The organism is Flagellimonas onchidii, from assembly GCF_004804315.1.
Lineage (GTDB): Bacteria > Bacteroidota > Bacteroidia > Flavobacteriales > Flavobacteriaceae > Flagellimonas > Flagellimonas onchidii.
Genome location: NZ_SRXX01000006.1, coordinates 127,108 through 145,136, shown reverse-complemented (window position 1 = coordinate 145,136; position 18,029 = coordinate 127,108). Strand labels below are relative to the sequence as shown.

Genomic DNA, 18,029 nt, shown 5'->3' with positions numbered 1-18,029 from the left:
TTATTTAACCATAAGGTCTACAATAATATGTCTAAAGACATCCGGATTAAAAAAGGGTTGAATATCAACCTTGTCGGGGCAGCAGAACAGACTACTTCCAAAGCCGTTTTAAGCAACGTATATGCCCTCAACCTAGATGATTTTCATGGAATAACACCAAAAATGCTTGTAAAACAAGGTGCTGAGGTAAAAGCTGGAGAGCCTTTGTTTTATAACAAGAATAAGGAGGAAATGCTTTTCGTTTCTCCTGTGAGCGGTGAATTGGTGGAAATTGTCCGTGGAGCTCGTAGAAGAATATTGACACTCAAGATTTTAGCTGATAAGTCACAAGAGTTTGTAGAGCACAAAACAGTTGATTCGCAAAGTGCAGATGCGGGCGAAATAAAAGAATTGTTGTTGAAATCTGGTGTTTGGCCATTTATCAAACAAAGACCATACGATATTATTGCGAATCCTGATGACACTCCAAAGGCAATTTTTATATCAGGATATACAACAGCTCCTTTGGCCGCAGAAGCAGATTATGTATTGAATGGTAAAGAGACGGAGCTTCAGGCGGCGATAGATACCTTGGGTAGGTTGACTCCAGGCCAAATTCATGTTTCCGTAGGAAAATCGAATAATTCACCCCTTGCAAGTTTGAAAGGGATTACCCCTCACAAAGTTTCAGGACCGCATCCTGCTGGATTAGTGGGTACTCAAATCAATAAAATTGATCCTGTCAATAAAGGAGAGGCGGTTTGGACCATAGCACCGCAAGACCTAGTAATAATTGGTGAGTTACTATTGACCGGGAAATTCAATCCCGAGCGTACTGTGGCATTGGCCGGATCTATTGTTAAGGCACCAAAATACTATACCACTAAAATAGGCGCAGAGATTTCTACTTTTCTGTATGCAAGTGGAGTAAACGAAGATAAATTTAGGTTGATTAATGGTGATGTCCTTACCGGTTCCAAAACGCATCCTGAAGGATATTTAGGATTTTATAATAATACGGTGACTGCTATTCCGGAAGGAGATGACTATGAGTTCTTCGGATGGAACAAACCTGTCTTTAATAAAATTTCTACAACAAGAGCGCTTACTTTTTCATGGTTGCAGCCTAAAAAGAAATATGACCTGAACACTAATACCAATGGTGAACATAGAGCTTTTGTGGTGACCGGGCAGTATGAAGAAGTTTTTCCGTTGGATATTTATCCAATGCAATTACTGAAGGCCTGTATGGTAAAGGATTTGGACGAAATGGAACAATTGGGGCTCTATGAAGTGGCACCTGAAGATTTCGCACTTACAGAATTCATTTGCATCTCAAAACAGCCGCATCAGCAGATAATTAGAGAAGGATTGGATTTATTACATCAAGAAATTGGATAAAAAATGGGATTGAAAGAAAAATTACATCAGTTCAGGGTAAAGAATCATGATAAAAAATGGTTTCCCGTTTTTAGTGGATTCCATACTTTTTTGTTCACACCCAACGAGATAACCAAAAAAGGAACCCATGTTAAAGGGGCCGATGACTTGAAAAGAACCATGAACACTGTAGTCATGGCGCTTATCCCATGTCTTATTTTTGGAATGTTCAATACAGGATATCAGCATTATTTGGCTACTGGGGAAATTGAAGCTGTTGCCAACGGCTTTTTCAGTTCTGGTTTTTGGACCTGGGATAATTTTATTCTAGGATTCTCTAAAATATTGCCCTTAGTGATTGTCTCATACGTAGTTGGATTGGCAATCGAGTTTGTTTTCTGTGTTATAAAAGGTCATGAGATTGAAGAAGGTTATTTGGTGACCGGTATGTTGGTGCCACTTATTGTTCCTGTAGACCTTCCGCTTTGGATGTTGACCATCGCCATTGTTTTTGGGGTGGTTATCGGAAAAGAGGTTTTTGGTGGTACCGGGATGAATATCTTAAACCCCGCATTGACTATTAGAGCTTTCTTGTTCTTTGCTTACCCAACTTGGATGAGCGGTGACAAAGTATGGGTCCAAGGTGCTGTTGATGGAGTCACCAAGGCGGGTTCAACAGATGCAATTTCCGGTGAGACAGTTCTTGGTTATTTGGCACAAGGGAATACCGAAACACTGGCCCAGAAATATGATTTGGCAGATATGTTCTTTGGCTTTATTCCAGGGTCTGTTGGTGAAACTTCTACTTTATTGATTCTTTTAGGAGGATTGTTCCTGATATTTTCGAAAATAGCCTCTTGGAGAATTATGTTGAGCGCCGTGATTGGCTCTTTGGCCATGGGATTAATTTTTAATGGAGTGGTTTCTGCTGGTTGGATTCCTGAATATAGTAAGTTCTACACCTTGATGAGCTTTGAGTTCTGGCAACATTTGTTAGTGGGCGGATTGGCCTTTGGTATTGTGTATATGGCTACCGACCCCGTAACAGGTTCCCAGACCAACAGAGGAAAATGGATTTATGGATTCTTGATCGGTTTCCTTTCTGTGATGATCAGAGTGTTCAATCCTGGATATCCAGAAGGTGTATTCTTGGCCATTCTGTTAATGAATGTATTTGCTCCTACTATTGATCACTATGTGATAAGAGGTAACGTAAAAAGAAGATTGAAGCGATTGAAGAACGCTACTATTTATCCAAAAACATCAGGAGAAGTGGAAGCATTAAAAACGGAAACAGTTTAATTATGGCGATCAATACAGAGAAAAACAGCTATACTGTAATTTTTGCAGCCGTTATGGTGGTCATTGTGGGTTCTTTGCTTGCCTTTTTGGCATCAGGACTGAGACCACGTATCGATGAAAACGAACGTTTTGAAAAGCAACAGAACATCCTCTATGCAATGGGCGTTAGCCAAAATGAAGACGCAGGAAGTGTTAGCTTCATCCCAACGGATATTGTTGAAGATGAGTTTTCCAAATACATCAAAGAACAATTGGTAGTAGTTGGTTCGGAAGCTAAAGAAAAGGACGAATCTTACCTAATTGACATGAAAAAGCAACTCAATATCATCAAAAATGGTGATGAAGCTGAGCTGCCACTGTTCATTGGAGAGAAAGACGGTAAGAAGTTTTACATCATTCCGATGTATGGAAAAGGCCTTTGGGATGCCATTTGGGGCTACATTTCGTTGGATGAGAACATGGTGGTACAAGGTGTTGTTTTTGACCATAAAGGAGAAACTCCAGGATTGGGTGCGAATATCAAGCTGCGCTATTTTATGGATGATTTTACCGGAGAATCCGTTTTGGACGGAAACCGTATCTCGGGAATCGCTGTGGTCAAAGGAAATAATGACCCTTTGAACAATGACAAGGATGATAACGAAGTTGATGCCTTGGCCGGGGCTACCATTACAGGAAACGGGGTTTCAGCCATGATCAAAGAGACATTAAAACTATATAAACCTTATTTAGAAACAATTAGAACCAAATAATATGGGGCTTCTATCAAAAAAAGATGCAAATCTAATATTGGATCCATTAGCGGATAACAACCCTATTACCATTCAGGTATTGGGAATCTGTTCCGCATTGGCGATTACAGCAGAACTAAAGGCCTCCGTAGTAATGTCACTTTCGGTTTTGTTCGTGCTTGGAGTAGGTAATATGGTTATTTCATTGATGCGGAACATAATACCATCCAAAATTCGAATTATCGTGCAATTGATAGTGGTTGCCACTTTGGTTATTGTGGTTGACCAAGTATTAAAGGCCTTTGCATATGAATTGAGCAAAACGCTGGCTGTGTTTGTTGGATTGATTATCACCAACTGTATCATTATGGGTCGATTTGAGGCTTTCGCCTTGGGTAATGGACCGTGGAAATCCTTTTTGGATGGAATCGGAAACGCTTTAGGTTACGGAGTGATTCTAATAATTGTCGGTTTCTTCCGTGAGCTATTAGGTTCAGGTACCCTTTTTGGTATTCCTGTTTTAGGTGACCCGATTGCAAAAACTGGATTGTACGCCACAGGATATGAAAACAACGGATTTATGATTATTCCACCGGCAGCATTGATTGTGGTCGGAATCATCATCTGGGTACAGCGTTCAAGAAACAAAGCATTAATAGAAGAAGCATAAAAAGGATAGGGTATGTTAGAGCATGTAGAATTGTTTTTTAAATCCATCTTCATAGATAATATGGTATTTGCGGTCTTTTTGGGAATGTGTTCCTATTTGGCCGTATCTAAAAAAGTATCCACTGCAGTTGGATTGGGTGCAGCGGTAATTTTCGTATTGGCGGTAACGGTTCCTTTGAACTGGTTGTTGGATCAATATTTACTTCGCGATGGTGCCTTGGTTTGGCTGGGACCTGAATATGCTGATTATAATTTGAGTTTCTTGTCCTTTATCCTGTTCATTGCAACCATTGCAACCATGGTACAGTTGGTAGAGATTGTGGTAGAGAAGTTTTCACCATCCCTGTATAACTCTTTGGGTATTTTCTTACCATTGATTGCGGTGAACTGTGCTATTTTGGGTGGTTCGCTGTTTATGCAGGCTAGGGAAATCCCTTCTCTGGGATTGGCGTTCAACTATGGTGTGAGCTCAGGAATAGGTTGGTTCTTGGCCATATTGGCCATTGCGGCTATCCGTGAAAAAATAAGATACTCCAATGTTCCTGCCCCTTTACGTGGATTGGGAATTACCTTCATCATTACAGGATTGATGGGCATTGGATTCCAAAGTTTTGGTGGAATGTTGACTGGCGATAATGAGCCGCCGGAAGGTGCGGATACAACAACTGCCAAGACCATTGAAGAAAAAGAAGTTGAAAAAGAGATCAAAGACGATGAAAAAGCGGTCTCTTATAACGAAATCATAAACGAATAAGCATGATTTTAGCCACAAGTACAGGAGGTACTATTCTAATTACCGTTGTAGCATTTTTGGTTTTATTGTTATTGTTGGTAGCCTTGTTACTGTTCACTAAAGAAAAATTGTCTCCATCGGGTCCGGTGACCTTGACCATTAACGGTGAAAAGGAAATTGAAGTGCCATCAGGAGGTACTTTACTTTCTACACTGGGGAACCAAAAGGTGTTTTTGCCCTCAGCTTGTGGTGGAGGCGGTACATGTATCCAGTGCGAATGCCACGTATTGTCTGGTGGTGGAGAGGCACTGCCTACAGAAACTCCGCATTTTTCACGTAAAGAACTCCAGCACGGGGCGCGATTGGCCTGCCAGGTAAAAGTAAAACAGGATATGGAGATTACCATTCCTGAAGAAGTGTTTGGTATCAAAAAGTGGGAAGCCACCGTTGTCCGTAACTATAATGTGGCCTCCTTTATTAAGGAATTTGTGGTTGAAATCCCTGAGGATATGAACTACAAAGCAGGTGGGTATATACAGATTGAGATTCCTACTTGCGAAATAAAATACGAGGACATTGATATTACCGCTCACCCTGAGGAACACGAAACCCCGGATAAGTTTCAGGCAGAGTGGGACAAATTTGGATTGTGGCCATTAGTCATGAAAAATGGAGAAACAGTCGAACGTGCCTATTCCATGGCTTCATACCCAGCAGAAGGTCGTGAGATTATGTTGAACGTACGTATTGCCACCCCGCCATGGGATCGTTCAAAGAACGGATGGATGGATGTTAACCCTGGTGTTGCTTCGTCTTACATCTTTTCACGTAAACCAGGAGATAAAGTGATTATTTCGGGCCCTTACGGTGAATTCTTTATTAATGAGTCAGAGGCGGAAATGCTATATGTTGGTGGTGGTGCTGGAATGGCCCCAATGCGTTCGCATTTATATCACCTGTTCAAGACCTTAAAAACGGGTAGAAAGGTTACCTATTGGTATGGTGGCCGTTCCAAAAGGGAATTGTTCTATTTGGAGCACTTTTATGCCTTGGAAAAAGAATTTCCAAACTTTAGGTTCTTTTTGGCCTTATCGGAACCACTGGAAGAAGATAATTGGAAAGTAAAAGAAAATATTGATGCAGAAGGAGATGGTTTTGTCGGATTCATCCATAATTGTGTAATTGACAATTACTTGAACCATCACGATGCTCCAGAAGATATTGAATTGTATTTCTGTGGACCTCCATTGATGAACAAAGCTGTTCAAAAAATGGGTGAGGACTTCGGAATTCCGGATGAAAACATCCGTTTCGATGATTTCGGTGGATAAATTTTCATTAAGTCACCTCGAGCGCAGTCGAGAGGTCAAAGTATAAAAACCAAACCGATGCGAAAGTGTCGGTTTTTTTATGAAAGAAAGAAAAGCGTTAACGGAACAAGAACTGCACAATCTCGCCATGAATATCGTGGGCAGACAATTGGAAGCCGATGGTTATGAGTTTATGGCCATTAATAGTAAGCTCAAAAAGAATCCACAATATGTTTGCCTGAAAGAGAAAGTGCTTCATTTTATTGTGGTCAGAAATGTAGAGTTTCCCAATGACCCAAGGAAGTATGATGTGGAGGTTATGCAGAAAGTAAAGGAACATGCCGAAAAATTCGAAGCAAGGACCTATTTCGCAGGTGTAGGACTTTCCAATGCCTCAAACAGGGAGTTACCTGTGTATCTGAACGAAGAATATCTTGTGGATTACCGAGGTTTGATTGAAATTTAAAAATGAGAAAACTAGTTTTTGTATTTATTGGGGTACTTTTTTTGGAATGTGTCACGAATGAACCATTGATAAAAAATCAAAACGTTGGCAACGCTTTGGGCACAACATATTCGATTATTTATATTACTAACCAAAAGCTGGATTTTCAAAAGGAGATTGATTCCGTGTTTCAGGTGTTGAACCAATCGCTTTCCACATATCTTCCAACCTCAGATATTTCAAAGATAAATTTAGGCGATTCCTCTGTTGTTGTAGATCACATGTTCAAAGAGGTTTTTGAGACTTCGTCAAAGGTTTATGAGGCATCTAGCGGTTATTTTGACCCCACTGTTGGTGTGTTGGCCAACGCTTGGGGTTTTGGGCCTGAAAATCGAATGGAATTGGATAGCCAAAAAATTGATAGTTTATTAGAATATGTTGGGTGGAACAAAGTAAAACTGAATGCGAACGGTACAATTTCCAAGAACTATTCGGAAACTCGCTTCGATTTTAACGCCGTTGCCAAAGGTTACGCTATTGACCGTTTAGGAGCAATGTTGAATACCAAAGGAATTGAAAGTTATTTAGTTGAAGTGGGAGGTGAGGTACTGACTAAGGGCAAAAACCTGATTTCCAATAAGAAATGGTCTGTTGGGATAGATGACCCCCAAGCTGAAACTGGTCGACAATTAAAGAGAATTGTGTACTTAGAGGATAAAGCTATGGCCTCATCAGGGAACTACAGAAAATTTAGAGTTGACCCTGAAACAGGGAAAAAATACGTACACACCATAAACCCCAAAACTGGCTACACCAAAAACGCCAATGTTTTAGCGACAAGTGTGGTAGCCAATACCTGTGCTGAAGCTGATGCCTATGCCACCGCATTTATGGCTATGGATTTGTCAGCATCCATGGAGTTATTGGAAAAACAACCTTTATTGGAAGGGTACATCATTTATTTGGATGACGAAGGAAACACCCAAGAGTTTATGACACAGGGATTCGGAGTTTTGGTTCAAAAAGATATTATTTCAAAACCAGAGGAATGATTTCTCCTTTGGCCAATCGATAGGTTTCAATATCCTTTGCAGAAAGTTTTGAGGTATAATCCACTTCTTCAACCTGAAAACCGATACTCCTTAATTTGTCAAAATAATCCCTCCCATAAATCCGAACATGGTCGTATTGACCAAAAATTTTAGCGCGTTCTTTTTTATCGGTTATAGAATCGTCTTCGAAGGTTTTGTCTCGTTTTAAATCTTGTGGTATTTGAAAAACGCCCCAACCACTTGGTTTTAAGACACGAAACAGTTCTTGCATGGCCTTAGTATCATCGGGTATGTGTTCCAAGACATGGTTGCAAAGAATTACATCAAAGGAGTCATTGTCAAAAGGGAGATTGCAGATATCTGCTTTTACATCTGCCAAAGGAGAATTTAAATCGGTAGTGGTATAATTAATGTTCTTTAATTTTTTGAACCTTTTATAAAATGCCTGCTCCGGGGCAAAATGAAGTAAGTTGAGTTTTTTGGTGAAAAAATCTGTTTCGTTTTTCAAAAAAAGCCACAATAGTCGATGTCTTTCTAAAGAAAGGGTAGAGGGAGACAGCACATTTTCTCTCGGATTTTCATAACCGTAAGGAAGAAACTTTCGAAAACTTTTACCGTCAATTGGGTCAACATACTTGTTTCCCTTTAAAAACAGGGCAATAAAAGGCCTAACCCAATAACTTAGTTTAATAAGCAACGGTCTGGGAATCAGATTTAAAATATACTTAAAAAGTTTTGACACGAATTACACGAATTTTCACAGAATTACTCTTCTGTAGGTCAGACTGTCTTCACCAAAATTTATAAGTAGTCCCAATCTTAGTTTTGAAGCGGCCAAATAATTCAAAGTTTGCTTTATATGGCTGTTTGTGAGCTTTTCAATGGCCTTTAGTTCCAAAATTATTTTGTTGTCTATTACAAAGTCTGCAAAATAATAATGTTTCAGTTTTTTTCCTTTGTAAACAATATCAAATTTCATCTCCCTATTGTAAGGCACACCATTTAGTTTTAGCTCAAATTCCAATGCATCGGAATAAACAGCTTCGCTAAAACCTTTTCCAAGCTCTTTATGGATGTCCATGCAAAGTCCAACAATAAAATAGGATTCATGTTTATGAAATACCTCTTTGACCATATAATGTCTGTTTTAGTGATTATAAAGAGGTTGATTTCTTAAAGTAATTTGTGGAATTCGTGTCAAAAAATCGCTTAAAGTGCTAATTTTTGATTGCGAAATTCCTCTTCCTCATTGCTTTTAATCCCTAAAGCATCATAGATATATTGGAAGGTGGATAAAAGTTCTGGTTTTCCATCAACCAAAGCAACGTCATGCTCAAAGTGGGCACTTGGCTTTCCGTCTGCGGTCAAAATAGTCCAACCGTCTTTTAGTTGTTTTATTCTTCGAGTACCCATGTTGATCATGGGTTCGATGGCCACCACCATTCCATTGACGAACTTTTTCCCACGGCCACGCTTGCCATAATTAGGCATTTGAGGGTCTTCATGCAGTTCGGTGCCCAATCCATGTCCGACTAACTCACGAACAACACCATAACCATGATTTTCGCAATAATTTTGGATGGCATACCCTACATCACCAACCCTATTACCTTCCTTGAAAGCTTTTATGCCAACATATAGGGATTCTTTGGTGATACGAAGAAGTTTTTTCGTCTCTTCGGCGACTTCACCAACCTCGAAGGTATAAGCATGATCTCCGTAATATCCGTTTTTCAAGGCACCGCAATCCACGGAGATAACGTCTCCGTCTTTGAGAGGTTCGTTGTTTGGAATACCGTGGACGACTTGGGCGTTTGGACTCCAGTTTAACGTATTTGGAAAATCATACATGCCCAAAAAACCAGGTTCTGCGCCTTGTTCCCGAATAAAATCTTCCGCTAGTTTATCCAAGTGCAATGGGTTGGCACCTGGTTTGATTTCCGAGGCGAGCATCCCCAAAGTTCTGGAAACGACCAAAGCGCTTTCACGCATTAATTCAATTTGTTCCGCGGTCTTAATTTTTATCATGGCAGCAAAGATAAGCTGAAATCAATTAACTGAAATTATTCCAAGTAGATTGATAAATGCCTATACCAGTGATTTTTGTGTCATTAAATCGGGTTGTTCAATGCCCAAGAGCTTTAAGACTGTCGGTGCGATGTCGCCTAAAACTCCATCATTGATTTCCTTGATTTCTTCATCAACCAAAATCAATGGCACAGGATTGGTCGTATGTGCCGTATTGGGGCTTCCATCGGGATTGATCATCGTATCACAGTTTCCGTGATCGGCAATAACAATGGTTGAATAGCCATTTTTCAATCCAGCTGTGATTACATCCTTGGCACATTCATCCACAGTTTCACAAGCTTTTATGGCTGCATTCATATCACCGGTATGCCCAACCATGTCCGGATTGGCGAAATTCAAGCATACAAAATCGGCTTCTCCAGTTTCCAATTCAGGAACAATGGCATCTCTGATATCGTAAGCGCTCATTTCGGGCTGTAAATCATAGGTTGCAACCTTTGGAGAAGGGCATAGAATACGCTTTTCACCTTCAAAAGGTTCTTCTCTTCCTCCGTTAAAGAAAAAGGTGACGTGCGGATATTTTTCGGTCTCAGCTATTCGAATTTGTTTTTTGTCATTTCTGGACAGTACCTCACCCAAGGTATCTTTAATGTTTTCTTTATCATATACCACCTTAATCCCTTTGAACGAATCATCGTAGTTGGTCATGGTTACATAATGCAAGTCCAGTTTGTGCATATTCTGTTCGTGAAAATCTTCTTGACTCAGAACTTGTGTTAGTTCGCGACCTCTGTCGGTTCTAAAGTTGAAGAAAACCACAACGTCACCTTTTTGGATTGTTGCTAGAGGTTGCCCTTTCTCATCGGACGCAATCAGTGGTTTGATGAATTCATCTGTAATTCCCTCATCATAGCTTTTTTGCATGCTGCCGACAATATTGCCTGTAATTTCTCCCTTACCATTCACAACCAAGTCGTAGGCCTCTTTAACCCGTTCCCAACGCTTATCGCGGTCCATAGCATAATATCGTCCAATTACAGATGCTACTTTGGTGTTTTTATCCGAGCAAAAATCAATCAAATCTTCCAAAAATACTTTTCCGCTTTTGGGGTCTACGTCCCTTCCGTCAGTAAATGCATGTACATAGCCATTTCCTAAACCACTTCCTCCTTGAAAGGCAGAAATCAATGCTTTAAGGTGGTTCAAATGACTGTGTACACCACCATCACTAACTAAACCTAGAAAGTGTACATTTTTGTTGTTCTCCTTGGCGTAGGAAAAAGCATTAGCCAATACCTGCTCATCCTTCAAGGTATTTTCTTTGACCGCTTTATTGATTTTGGCCAGATCTTGATAAACAATCCTTCCTGCCCCTAGGTTCATATGTCCGACTTCGCTGTTGCCCATTTGGCCCTCAGGGAGACCTACGTTCATCCCATCCGTCAAAAGGTTGGCATTAGGATATTTAGCGTACAATGAGTCTATAAAAGGAGTGTTTGCTTGCTCTATTGCTGATACTTTGGGGTCAGGAGATTTTCCCCAACCATCCAAAATCATCAGGATTACTTTCTTGTTCATGCTGTTGGAATTAGGCACCAAAAATAGGGTGTTCTATTTTGATGCACCAATAAAAGGTTCTATTTCTGTTTGGGTTTTGTTAATAGCCGACTTAAAAGGACTCCGCGTTGTTAAAATTTAGTTATTTAACTGTTAATGCTGTAACATTTGATGACGAAGGCAGTCTATTTTTATATCATATTAAATCATTAATCAAAAATTATTCATCATGAGAAAAACAATCCTAACCGTAGCCACGGCATTTATGCTAGTGGTTACAGGCACTTTTGCCACTGAACCACAAACCTCTGTTAAAGAAGAATTAATCGTTACATCCATCCCTGATGAGCTGAGCACATTTTGCAAAGCAATTTTAAAAGGGGATGTTGACACCGTAAAAAAGTTAATCGAACTTGGTGAAGATGTGAACAAGAAATCCATGGGTATGGCCCCTATTCATTTTGCAGCCCGTTATAACAAAGCTGAAATTTTAGGACTTCTAATTGAAAACGGGGCAGATGTTAAAAAGCGATGTGACAAAGGATACACTGCCAAAAAATATGCAGAGCTATCCAATGCCACGGATGCTTTAGAGGTATTAAAAACAGCTATGAAGAAATAAGCGAAAGAGTTTATTCATCCAAACTAAAAAGCCCATCCTTAAGGATGGGCTTTTTCATTTTACAATTATAGTGTTCGTGTAAAAGAGTGTCTTTTAAAAATCGAATCCGGTAATGGCCCGGTATATAAAGGCGTATAATGCCATCAGCAATAGAATACCACAAAAAATAGTGTATCCTTTTAAAAATACGACCAAATAATTTGGCTTGCAGTTATCAAACGCATTCACGTAAAGCTGCTTAAAATGTAATAGTGTTCCCATATGCTGTTCTCGTTAGATAGCAAAAATGGGCTAAAGAATATGGTCTGTTTGATTTGGGTTACACAAAGTTAGTCAAAACTAAATAAAGGCTATTTTTATTCGATAAAGCGCTGATTCTATCGACCTGAATATTTTTTTATAGCTTCCCTTATCTTTTCAATGCGATTTTCTGGATCTGGGTGGGTACTCTGAAACTCTGGCACCCTGTTAGGGCCAGCGGCTGCTTTCAAAATTTTCATGACCTCAATCATTTCATAAGGGTCATAACCTGCTTGAATCATAAATAAAACCCCTAGATCATCACTTTCCAACTCGTCGCCTCTTCCATTTTTTAATAAAGTATTTTGACCTATATTGCCGACAACATTGCCCATATCGGCTCCAACGGAGGCTCCCATGGTCAACGTTTGCCAAAAGCTGCTCTCGGCAATTCTTTCCGCAGAATGCCTACCGATTACATGTCCAATTTCATGGCCCAATACTCCGGCAAGCTGGGCTTCGGTCAATTGGGAAAAAAGGGCATAAGTAATGAAACACTGACCTCCTGGAAGTGCAAAGGCATTTATGGTTCTATTATCTGCTAGCAAATGAAAATCATACTTGTATGGTGTTTCTCTGGCGATACTGTTCTGTACCAATTTTTGACCAACGGCATCAACCAATGCCTGCATTCTTTCATCTGGGTACAATCCACCGTGCTGTTGCGCCATTTCCGGAGCACTTTGCAGTCCTATGGCAATTTCTTGCTCGGCGGACATGTTAATATTCTGCACCCTTCCGGTATAGGGGTTTTCTTCTTTGTTATTACATCGTTGAATAAAGGCAAAGGCCACAATAGCCAATCCGATTAGGATACGGATTTTCCAACTTCCTCTTCTCATGGTGTTAGTGTTCTTGAGAATTCAAGATACAAAAAAAGCCCTATAAAAGGGCTTGGTTGATATCCAAAATATTGTCTTGTATGTAGGTTCTCAAAAAACCTGATGTAAAGTGTTCACAGCCTAAAAACTCTTCATATTGAAGTAGTCTTAGAATATTCAATTTTCTATAAGCGGTCAACATAGGAATGGAAATAGGTGCGTAGCTATAGTGCCAAGGCTCGTATTTGAAACCTCTACGTTTGGGTTCATCCGTATAAACCAAATAATACCCGAATTTTTCCGAATTTTCATCCAACCATAACTTGAAATCAGCAAAAGGTCCGCCAGTTTCAAACTTTTCAGGAACCAATACATCGCCAGAGACCTTTGGATAACCATCAATAATATCGATATCTGTACCCCAATGATGCCGGCTTGTACCGGGAATGGTAGAATACTCTATTATTTTATCTATGGCTTCAAGAGGCTCCATTCCATCATCTTCGGTAAACCTGAGATATTTTCGTTCCCAAATGGCTTCCTGTCTGTAGAAATCTCGATAACTGGATACCATTTTTATGTCAAACCCATCAGCATAAGCAGCTTTCTTCATTTTTTGAAAAGCTTCAAATGCTTCTTTTCGCAGATTGATTCCTTTACCAAAGAGCTCAATGTCGGCTTTTCCCATTAATTCATCCACTGAATACTCATCATCGGAATATAAAGGAAAAACAGGTGGAAGGGTGCACGCTAATCCGGTTATCGATGCTTTTTTTATGAAATTCCTTCTTTTCATATAGTGGATTTGTAGGGCAAGTTAAGAAGTATTTTTTGTGTATGTCTATTAATTGGAAATATACAGGTATCCTTGATGTTTTTCTTTGATGTCAGATATTGTCAGAACATAAAAATAGACCCCGGAAGCAAGCTTTTTGTTTCGTTCAATGTTTCCGTTGCTATTGGATTCTCCATTGAATCCATTGGCATAATTGAGTTTAGAATATACCAATACACCATATCTGTCGTAAATGTTTAAAACATTGTTTGGAAAGTTTTCTATACCATCAATCAACAAAAATTCATTGACTCCATCATCGTTGGGAGTCATAAAGTAATTATCTAGATTGAGCACGGTGAAGGGTTCCAAAATGTCGTTTGTGCCTCCGAGGGTAACAATTTCATAATCGTTTGGTATAAAGGTTTCAGACGTGATGCTTCCAGATTCCAAATTGCCTGTTATAGAGGAATTTCCGAGGCTTACCCATTGGTTTTGGGTCTTGCTCCATCCGACCACCAGTAAATTAGTGGCAACTTCAGCTAGTAGTGTTGCACTACTTTCCGAATTCCAACTGATGGTAATTACAGAGGGTTGATCTGCCTCCAATCGCCAAAACTCTGTTTCGCTGATCTGTAGTTCATCCGTTTCCTTTTCTGAAGTGTTGAATTGTTGCAATATGGAAGTAGGCGAATTAGGGTCTTCGTAAAAGTAAGCACATTTTGCCGTTGCATTTATAGCACTCGAAGCAATTGTTAAAGGCCTTAATCGGTTGCCATCACCCACTGGAAAACTAATCAGCTCCTTGTTGGTCGCACTGACATACCCGTTTACGTGGGTATCATCGTTGCTTCCAACATAAAATGCGGAATTGATAAAGTTTAGTGTATTGTTGGGTACATTTCTAATGGTCTGAATATCTCCCACAACAAAGTTGACATTGCTGGTTATACCCACACCAATGTTTAACAGTAAGTTGTTATCTGCAACAACCTCAAGATCGTTGAAAACGGGGCTTTGAAGTCCTGAAATACGCAATGGGTCAGTGGAATAGAACCCTGTCAACCCTTGGTTGTTTTCAAAAGTACCATCATTGATGAGGTCTAAATGAAAACCCACTAGAGCATCATTATGAAATTGAAGCTCTCCAAAATTGTGAAAAGCTTCTTGGGCACTTAAAATTTGTAGTGATATGAAGCACACCCAAAGATGGACCTTAATGGATTTTAGTTCTTTCATAATTATAAATCCAAAATGGTAAACATAAACTCTGAATCAAACCTTGCCCTATCTGTACCACCATTATCATTATCACCAATAATTACTTCGAAATCGGTACTAGTTTGGTTTAAGTAGGCAATACCTGGGTCATCAGCTCCAGCTCCCTGTCTACTGGGCTGAGCTAATTGTATGATATAATCCGTATCTGCTACTAAACCAACGGGTAGGCCCACGCGATAATGACCATTGCCTGCAAGTTTTGTCACTGTTATTCCTACTGTTGCACGTGTAATGCTTCCGTCACTAGCTATTTTACCAAAAGCCTTTATAGGGCTTTCATAATATGCACCTCCGTTGGCACCTGCTGAAATGCTGTTGTTGGCTTCCGCTCCAATCACATTGGCCGTTTGGTCCACTGTGGCTTCGTTGGTATAAGTAATTGTTCCTGTGCCGTTGTCTTGGGACAAATTGGTTACAGTATTGTCATCACCATCGGCGATATCTGGAGGGATGTTGGTTAGTGATGTCCAGTCTCCATCAAAATCATCTGTAAAATCAGTATCTAGATTGACTGGTAAATCTGATAAGTCGTTAAAACTGCCAGAAAAGTCATCAAGCGCATTGCTGTCATAATTGCTTAAATCGATGGTGGTATTGCTTGGGTCGTTGGTCAGGGTAATGACTCCTGCGTTGAATTCCAGGTCTTGTATTTCATTTTGATCATCAGCATCGGCATCGTTAATGTTTAAAAGAATTGAATTTCCATTGGAAATACTGATATGCCCCGCAGTTCCATTGGTGCCAAGCGTTTGGTTATCCGAGTCGTTTGCATCAATTATGGTCTGTACCCCAGATTCGTTAGTGTAGGTATAAGTACCATCTAGGTTATCTGTTAACGTAGTCACTGTTTCCGGTGCTCCTGTGAACGTGATTTCATCTCCCTCTCCATCTGTCAGGGTTATTGTTCCATCTCCGTTATCTGTAAATGAAAATCCACTGACATTGGTTGCATCACACAAATTGATCCATTGGGCACCATCAAAATAATGAACACAAGCGGTATCCATATTATAGATTACCGCTCCATTCAATGGATTGATATTGTTCATTTCGGAGGTATTAAGCCTAGTGAGTACCAAAGCTTTATTGGAACTTTCCAATTCCATGATGGATGCGGAATCGATTGTGTTAGGATTAGCGCCAACCTTGACTTGGGAAAACATCAAAATTGGCCCAAATAGGGCAAAAAAGGCAAAAAAGTGTTTAGTAAACTTCATAACGACCTAAATTAATGGCTTGTTAAAATTACAAGGGAGGTCGATGAAGTGCCATTTATTGTTGTGAAGCAGCTTAGATGTGTTGCAAACAATGGCAATTGAAGCCTAAATTATCGATTTATAGTGAATTAGAGCAAAAATTGGAAGCTAAATTCTTTCAAATCTATCTGTCTAGAAACAAAAAGCCTTGATATTCAAGTTCCAAGTCATCCAGAGTAATCAAATAATAATATACGCCTTCAGGTAGGCCGATATCTTGGTTTAAGATAAGATTTCCCGTATTTGATTCTCCCCTGAACTCATCTACATAATTGATTTTTTCAAACACCTTTTGCCCAAATCGGTTAAAAATACGTAAGCTGTTATTGGGAGATTCTGATAAACCATCGATAATCAAAACATCGTTGGTGCCATCTCCATTAGGACTAAGAAAATAATTTCCTAGGGTTGGATTGTTCACGGCAAAAGTATCTTTGGGTAATGGTATTGTACCGAAGGTAATGGCAGCATAATCGCTGGGAACAATGGTTTCTGAGGTAGCGAACCCTTGCGCAATATCACCACTTACAGCGGTATTGCCAATTATTACCCATTGATTAGCTGACTTGCTCCAGCCTACGATTATTATTGAGTCGATAGATGCATTGGGAATGGAGGCCAAATCGCTCCGAGGGTTCCAACTAATTGTAACCTTGCCTGGCACTTCACTTTGAATGATCCAGAATTCTTTATCGCTTACGGTACCAATATCTCTGGCCCTCTGTTCAACATTAAAATTTTCTAGGATGGAGGATGGGCTAGAAGGGTCTTCAAAAAAATAAGCGCATAAGGCTATGGGATTTACAGACTCCGAGTTCAACAATAAAGGCCGCAATTGGTTTACGTCACCAACGGGAAAAGAGAAAAGGTTTCTGCCTGTCATCGCCGCAAAGCCGGTTACTTTAGATAAATCATTTTCTCCCGTAAAAAAGCCAATATCCACAAAATTAAGATTGATTGCACGGATATTCTGGGGCGTGAGAACGTTACCATCTATAAAGTTGGTATTGTTGATTACATTGACCGAAGTCTGTAAAGAAACGGTGCTTTGGACCATGAACTCGGCATCATTGAATATAGGTGGAATACTTCCCGAAATCTCTATGATGTTATTGCCATAAAACCCTGTTAAACCTTGGTTTTGGTCAAAGGCCGAATTATTGATCAAGTTAGTATGAAATCCAATATTTCCGTCCGTATGAATTCGGATATTACCGCTGTTATATAGGGCAGTTTGGGCGTTCATGGGAAACCCTATAAGCAATATTACTATGTAAAAGATGTTTTTCAAGTCTTAGAAATCTGTTACGGTAAAGAACCATTCCACATCAACAGCCAACCCTGTTGAATCACTTATTTGAACTGTAAAATTATTATTTGCTTGAGTTACTACTTCAATGGTTGTATTGACGCCAGCATTTAATAATGTTAGTTGAATTACATAATTAGCAGAGGAGGCATTGGATGAAAAATTCACCTGATAATTGCCAGTTCCTAGTGGTGTTATTGTAGCGACTCCCTCAGAATTTGTCAGAGAAGAACCATTGGCTTTTCCAATTGCATGGTATAGACTTACTGGATTAGCCCATTCGGCAGCTGTACCTGCGGCATTGGTCCTTAGTATTTGATTAGATAATCCTTGTTCAATTTTGGCAGGTGTCACGTTCGCATCGAGGATTTTGTCCGTTGTTACGGCGTTGTCCACGATCTCGTCGGTGTTGACGGCATCGTCGGCTATCTTGTCGTTTGTCACTGCGTTGTCGGCCAATTCGTCCGTATCTATTC

Annotated in this window: 20 protein-coding genes; 9 read left to right on the top strand and 11 right to left on the bottom strand. The window is 39.9% G+C overall.

The genetic code is table 11. The annotated features are described in order from the left end of the window. Nucleotides 1-27 precede the first annotated feature (27 nt). From E4661_RS08385 to E4661_RS08350, 8 genes are all read left to right on the top strand, one after another. Nucleotides 28-1,380: a Na(+)-translocating NADH-quinone reductase subunit A gene (locus E4661_RS08385; RefSeq protein WP_136466383.1), complete on the top strand. Its 1,353-nt coding sequence runs from the start codon at nt 28-30 to the stop codon at nt 1,378-1,380. Between the two features lie 3 nt (nt 1,381-1,383). Further along, the gene (locus E4661_RS08380; protein ID WP_136466382.1) at nt 1,384-2,661 is read left to right on the top strand and encodes an NADH:ubiquinone reductase (Na(+)-transporting) subunit B; all 1,278 of its coding nucleotides are present in this window, start codon (nt 1,384-1,386) and stop codon (nt 2,659-2,661) included. Nucleotides 2,662-2,663: 2 nt separating this feature from the next. Then, entirely contained in the window at nt 2,664-3,413 is a 750-nt protein-coding gene (locus tag E4661_RS08375) for a Na(+)-translocating NADH-quinone reductase subunit C (protein WP_136466381.1), read from the top strand. A 1-nt stretch (nt 3,414) separates the two neighbouring features. Beyond that, nucleotides 3,415-4,062, top strand: coding sequence for an NADH:ubiquinone reductase (Na(+)-transporting) subunit D (locus E4661_RS08370; RefSeq protein ID WP_136466380.1), 648 nt, complete (start codon nt 3,415-3,417; stop codon nt 4,060-4,062). Nucleotides 4,063-4,074: 12 nt separating this feature from the next. After that, nucleotides 4,075-4,815 carry an NADH:ubiquinone reductase (Na(+)-transporting) subunit E gene (gene nqrE / locus E4661_RS08365; protein ID WP_136466379.1) on the top strand — a complete coding sequence of 247 codons (741 nt, stop codon included), beginning with the start codon at nt 4,075-4,077 and terminating at the stop codon, nt 4,813-4,815. A 2-nt stretch (nt 4,816-4,817) separates the two neighbouring features. Further along, nucleotides 4,818-6,125, top strand: coding sequence for an NADH:ubiquinone reductase (Na(+)-transporting) subunit F (gene nqrF, locus E4661_RS08360; protein WP_136466378.1), 1,308 nt, complete (start codon nt 4,818-4,820; stop codon nt 6,123-6,125). Nucleotides 6,126-6,204: 79 nt separating this feature from the next. After that, nucleotides 6,205-6,570: a Na(+)-translocating NADH-quinone reductase subunit F gene (locus tag E4661_RS08355; protein ID WP_136466377.1), complete on the top strand. Its 366-nt coding sequence runs from the start codon at nt 6,205-6,207 to the stop codon at nt 6,568-6,570. A 2-nt stretch (nt 6,571-6,572) separates the two neighbouring features. Continuing rightward, a complete protein-coding gene (locus tag E4661_RS08350; RefSeq protein ID WP_136466376.1) occupies nt 6,573-7,601 on the top strand; it encodes an FAD:protein FMN transferase in 1,029 nt (342 codons plus the stop codon). Here E4661_RS08350 and E4661_RS08345 read toward each other — a convergent pair. The 4 genes from E4661_RS08345 to gpmI form a co-directional block, all read right to left on the bottom strand. Next, nucleotides 7,579-8,343, bottom strand: coding sequence for a class I SAM-dependent methyltransferase (locus E4661_RS08345; protein ID WP_136466375.1), 765 nt, complete (start codon nt 8,341-8,343; stop codon nt 7,579-7,581). The genes E4661_RS08350 and E4661_RS08345 overlap by 23 nt on opposite strands. A gap of 15 nt (nt 8,344-8,358) precedes the next feature. After that, nucleotides 8,359-8,736: a GxxExxY protein gene (locus E4661_RS08340; RefSeq protein ID WP_136466374.1), complete on the bottom strand. Its 378-nt coding sequence runs from the start codon at nt 8,734-8,736 to the stop codon at nt 8,359-8,361. A gap of 74 nt (nt 8,737-8,810) precedes the next feature. After that, nucleotides 8,811-9,629, bottom strand: a complete 819-nt coding sequence (gene map, locus E4661_RS08335) for a type I methionyl aminopeptidase (protein ID WP_136466373.1) — start codon at nt 9,627-9,629, stop codon at nt 8,811-8,813. A gap of 60 nt (nt 9,630-9,689) precedes the next feature. Then, complete coding sequence (gene gpmI / locus E4661_RS08330; protein WP_136466372.1) at nt 9,690-11,210, bottom strand: 2,3-bisphosphoglycerate-independent phosphoglycerate mutase; 1,521 nt, start codon at nt 11,208-11,210, stop codon at nt 9,690-9,692. A 208-nt stretch (nt 11,211-11,418) separates the two neighbouring features. On the opposite strand from gpmI, the gene E4661_RS08325 reads away from it, so the two are divergent. Further along, a complete protein-coding gene (locus E4661_RS08325; RefSeq protein ID WP_136466371.1) occupies nt 11,419-11,811 on the top strand; it encodes an ankyrin repeat domain-containing protein in 393 nt (130 codons plus the stop codon). A 93-nt stretch (nt 11,812-11,904) separates the two neighbouring features. On the opposite strand, the gene E4661_RS19620 is transcribed toward E4661_RS08325, so the two are convergent. The 7 genes from E4661_RS19620 to E4661_RS19275 all read right to left on the bottom strand — a co-directional run. Beyond that, a complete protein-coding gene (locus tag E4661_RS19620) occupies nt 11,905-12,072 on the bottom strand; it encodes a DUF6747 family protein (RefSeq protein WP_168796349.1) in 168 nt (55 codons plus the stop codon). A gap of 116 nt (nt 12,073-12,188) precedes the next feature. Beyond that, complete coding sequence (locus tag E4661_RS08320; RefSeq protein ID WP_136466370.1) at nt 12,189-12,953, bottom strand: M48 family metalloprotease; 765 nt, start codon at nt 12,951-12,953, stop codon at nt 12,189-12,191. A gap of 40 nt (nt 12,954-12,993) precedes the next feature. Then, on the bottom strand, nt 12,994-13,728 hold the full coding sequence (locus E4661_RS08315; RefSeq protein ID WP_136466369.1) for a M15 family metallopeptidase: 735 nt from the start codon (nt 13,726-13,728) through the stop codon (nt 12,994-12,996). A gap of 48 nt (nt 13,729-13,776) precedes the next feature. Then, nucleotides 13,777-14,946 (bottom strand): gliding motility-associated C-terminal domain-containing protein, encoded by a 1,170-nt coding sequence (locus tag E4661_RS08310; protein WP_136466368.1) that lies wholly within the window; start codon nt 14,944-14,946, stop codon nt 13,777-13,779. Nucleotides 14,947-14,948: 2 nt separating this feature from the next. Then, the gene (locus E4661_RS08305) at nt 14,949-16,205 is read right to left on the bottom strand and encodes a hypothetical protein (protein ID WP_136466367.1); all 1,257 of its coding nucleotides are present in this window, start codon (nt 16,203-16,205) and stop codon (nt 14,949-14,951) included. A 163-nt stretch (nt 16,206-16,368) separates the two neighbouring features. Further along, entirely contained in the window at nt 16,369-17,535 is a 1,167-nt protein-coding gene (locus tag E4661_RS08300) for a gliding motility-associated C-terminal domain-containing protein (protein ID WP_136466366.1), read from the bottom strand. Between the two features lie 3 nt (nt 17,536-17,538). Next, on the bottom strand, nt 17,539-18,029 hold a 491-nt coding region (locus E4661_RS19275; protein WP_205728938.1), incomplete at its 5' end, for a hypothetical protein.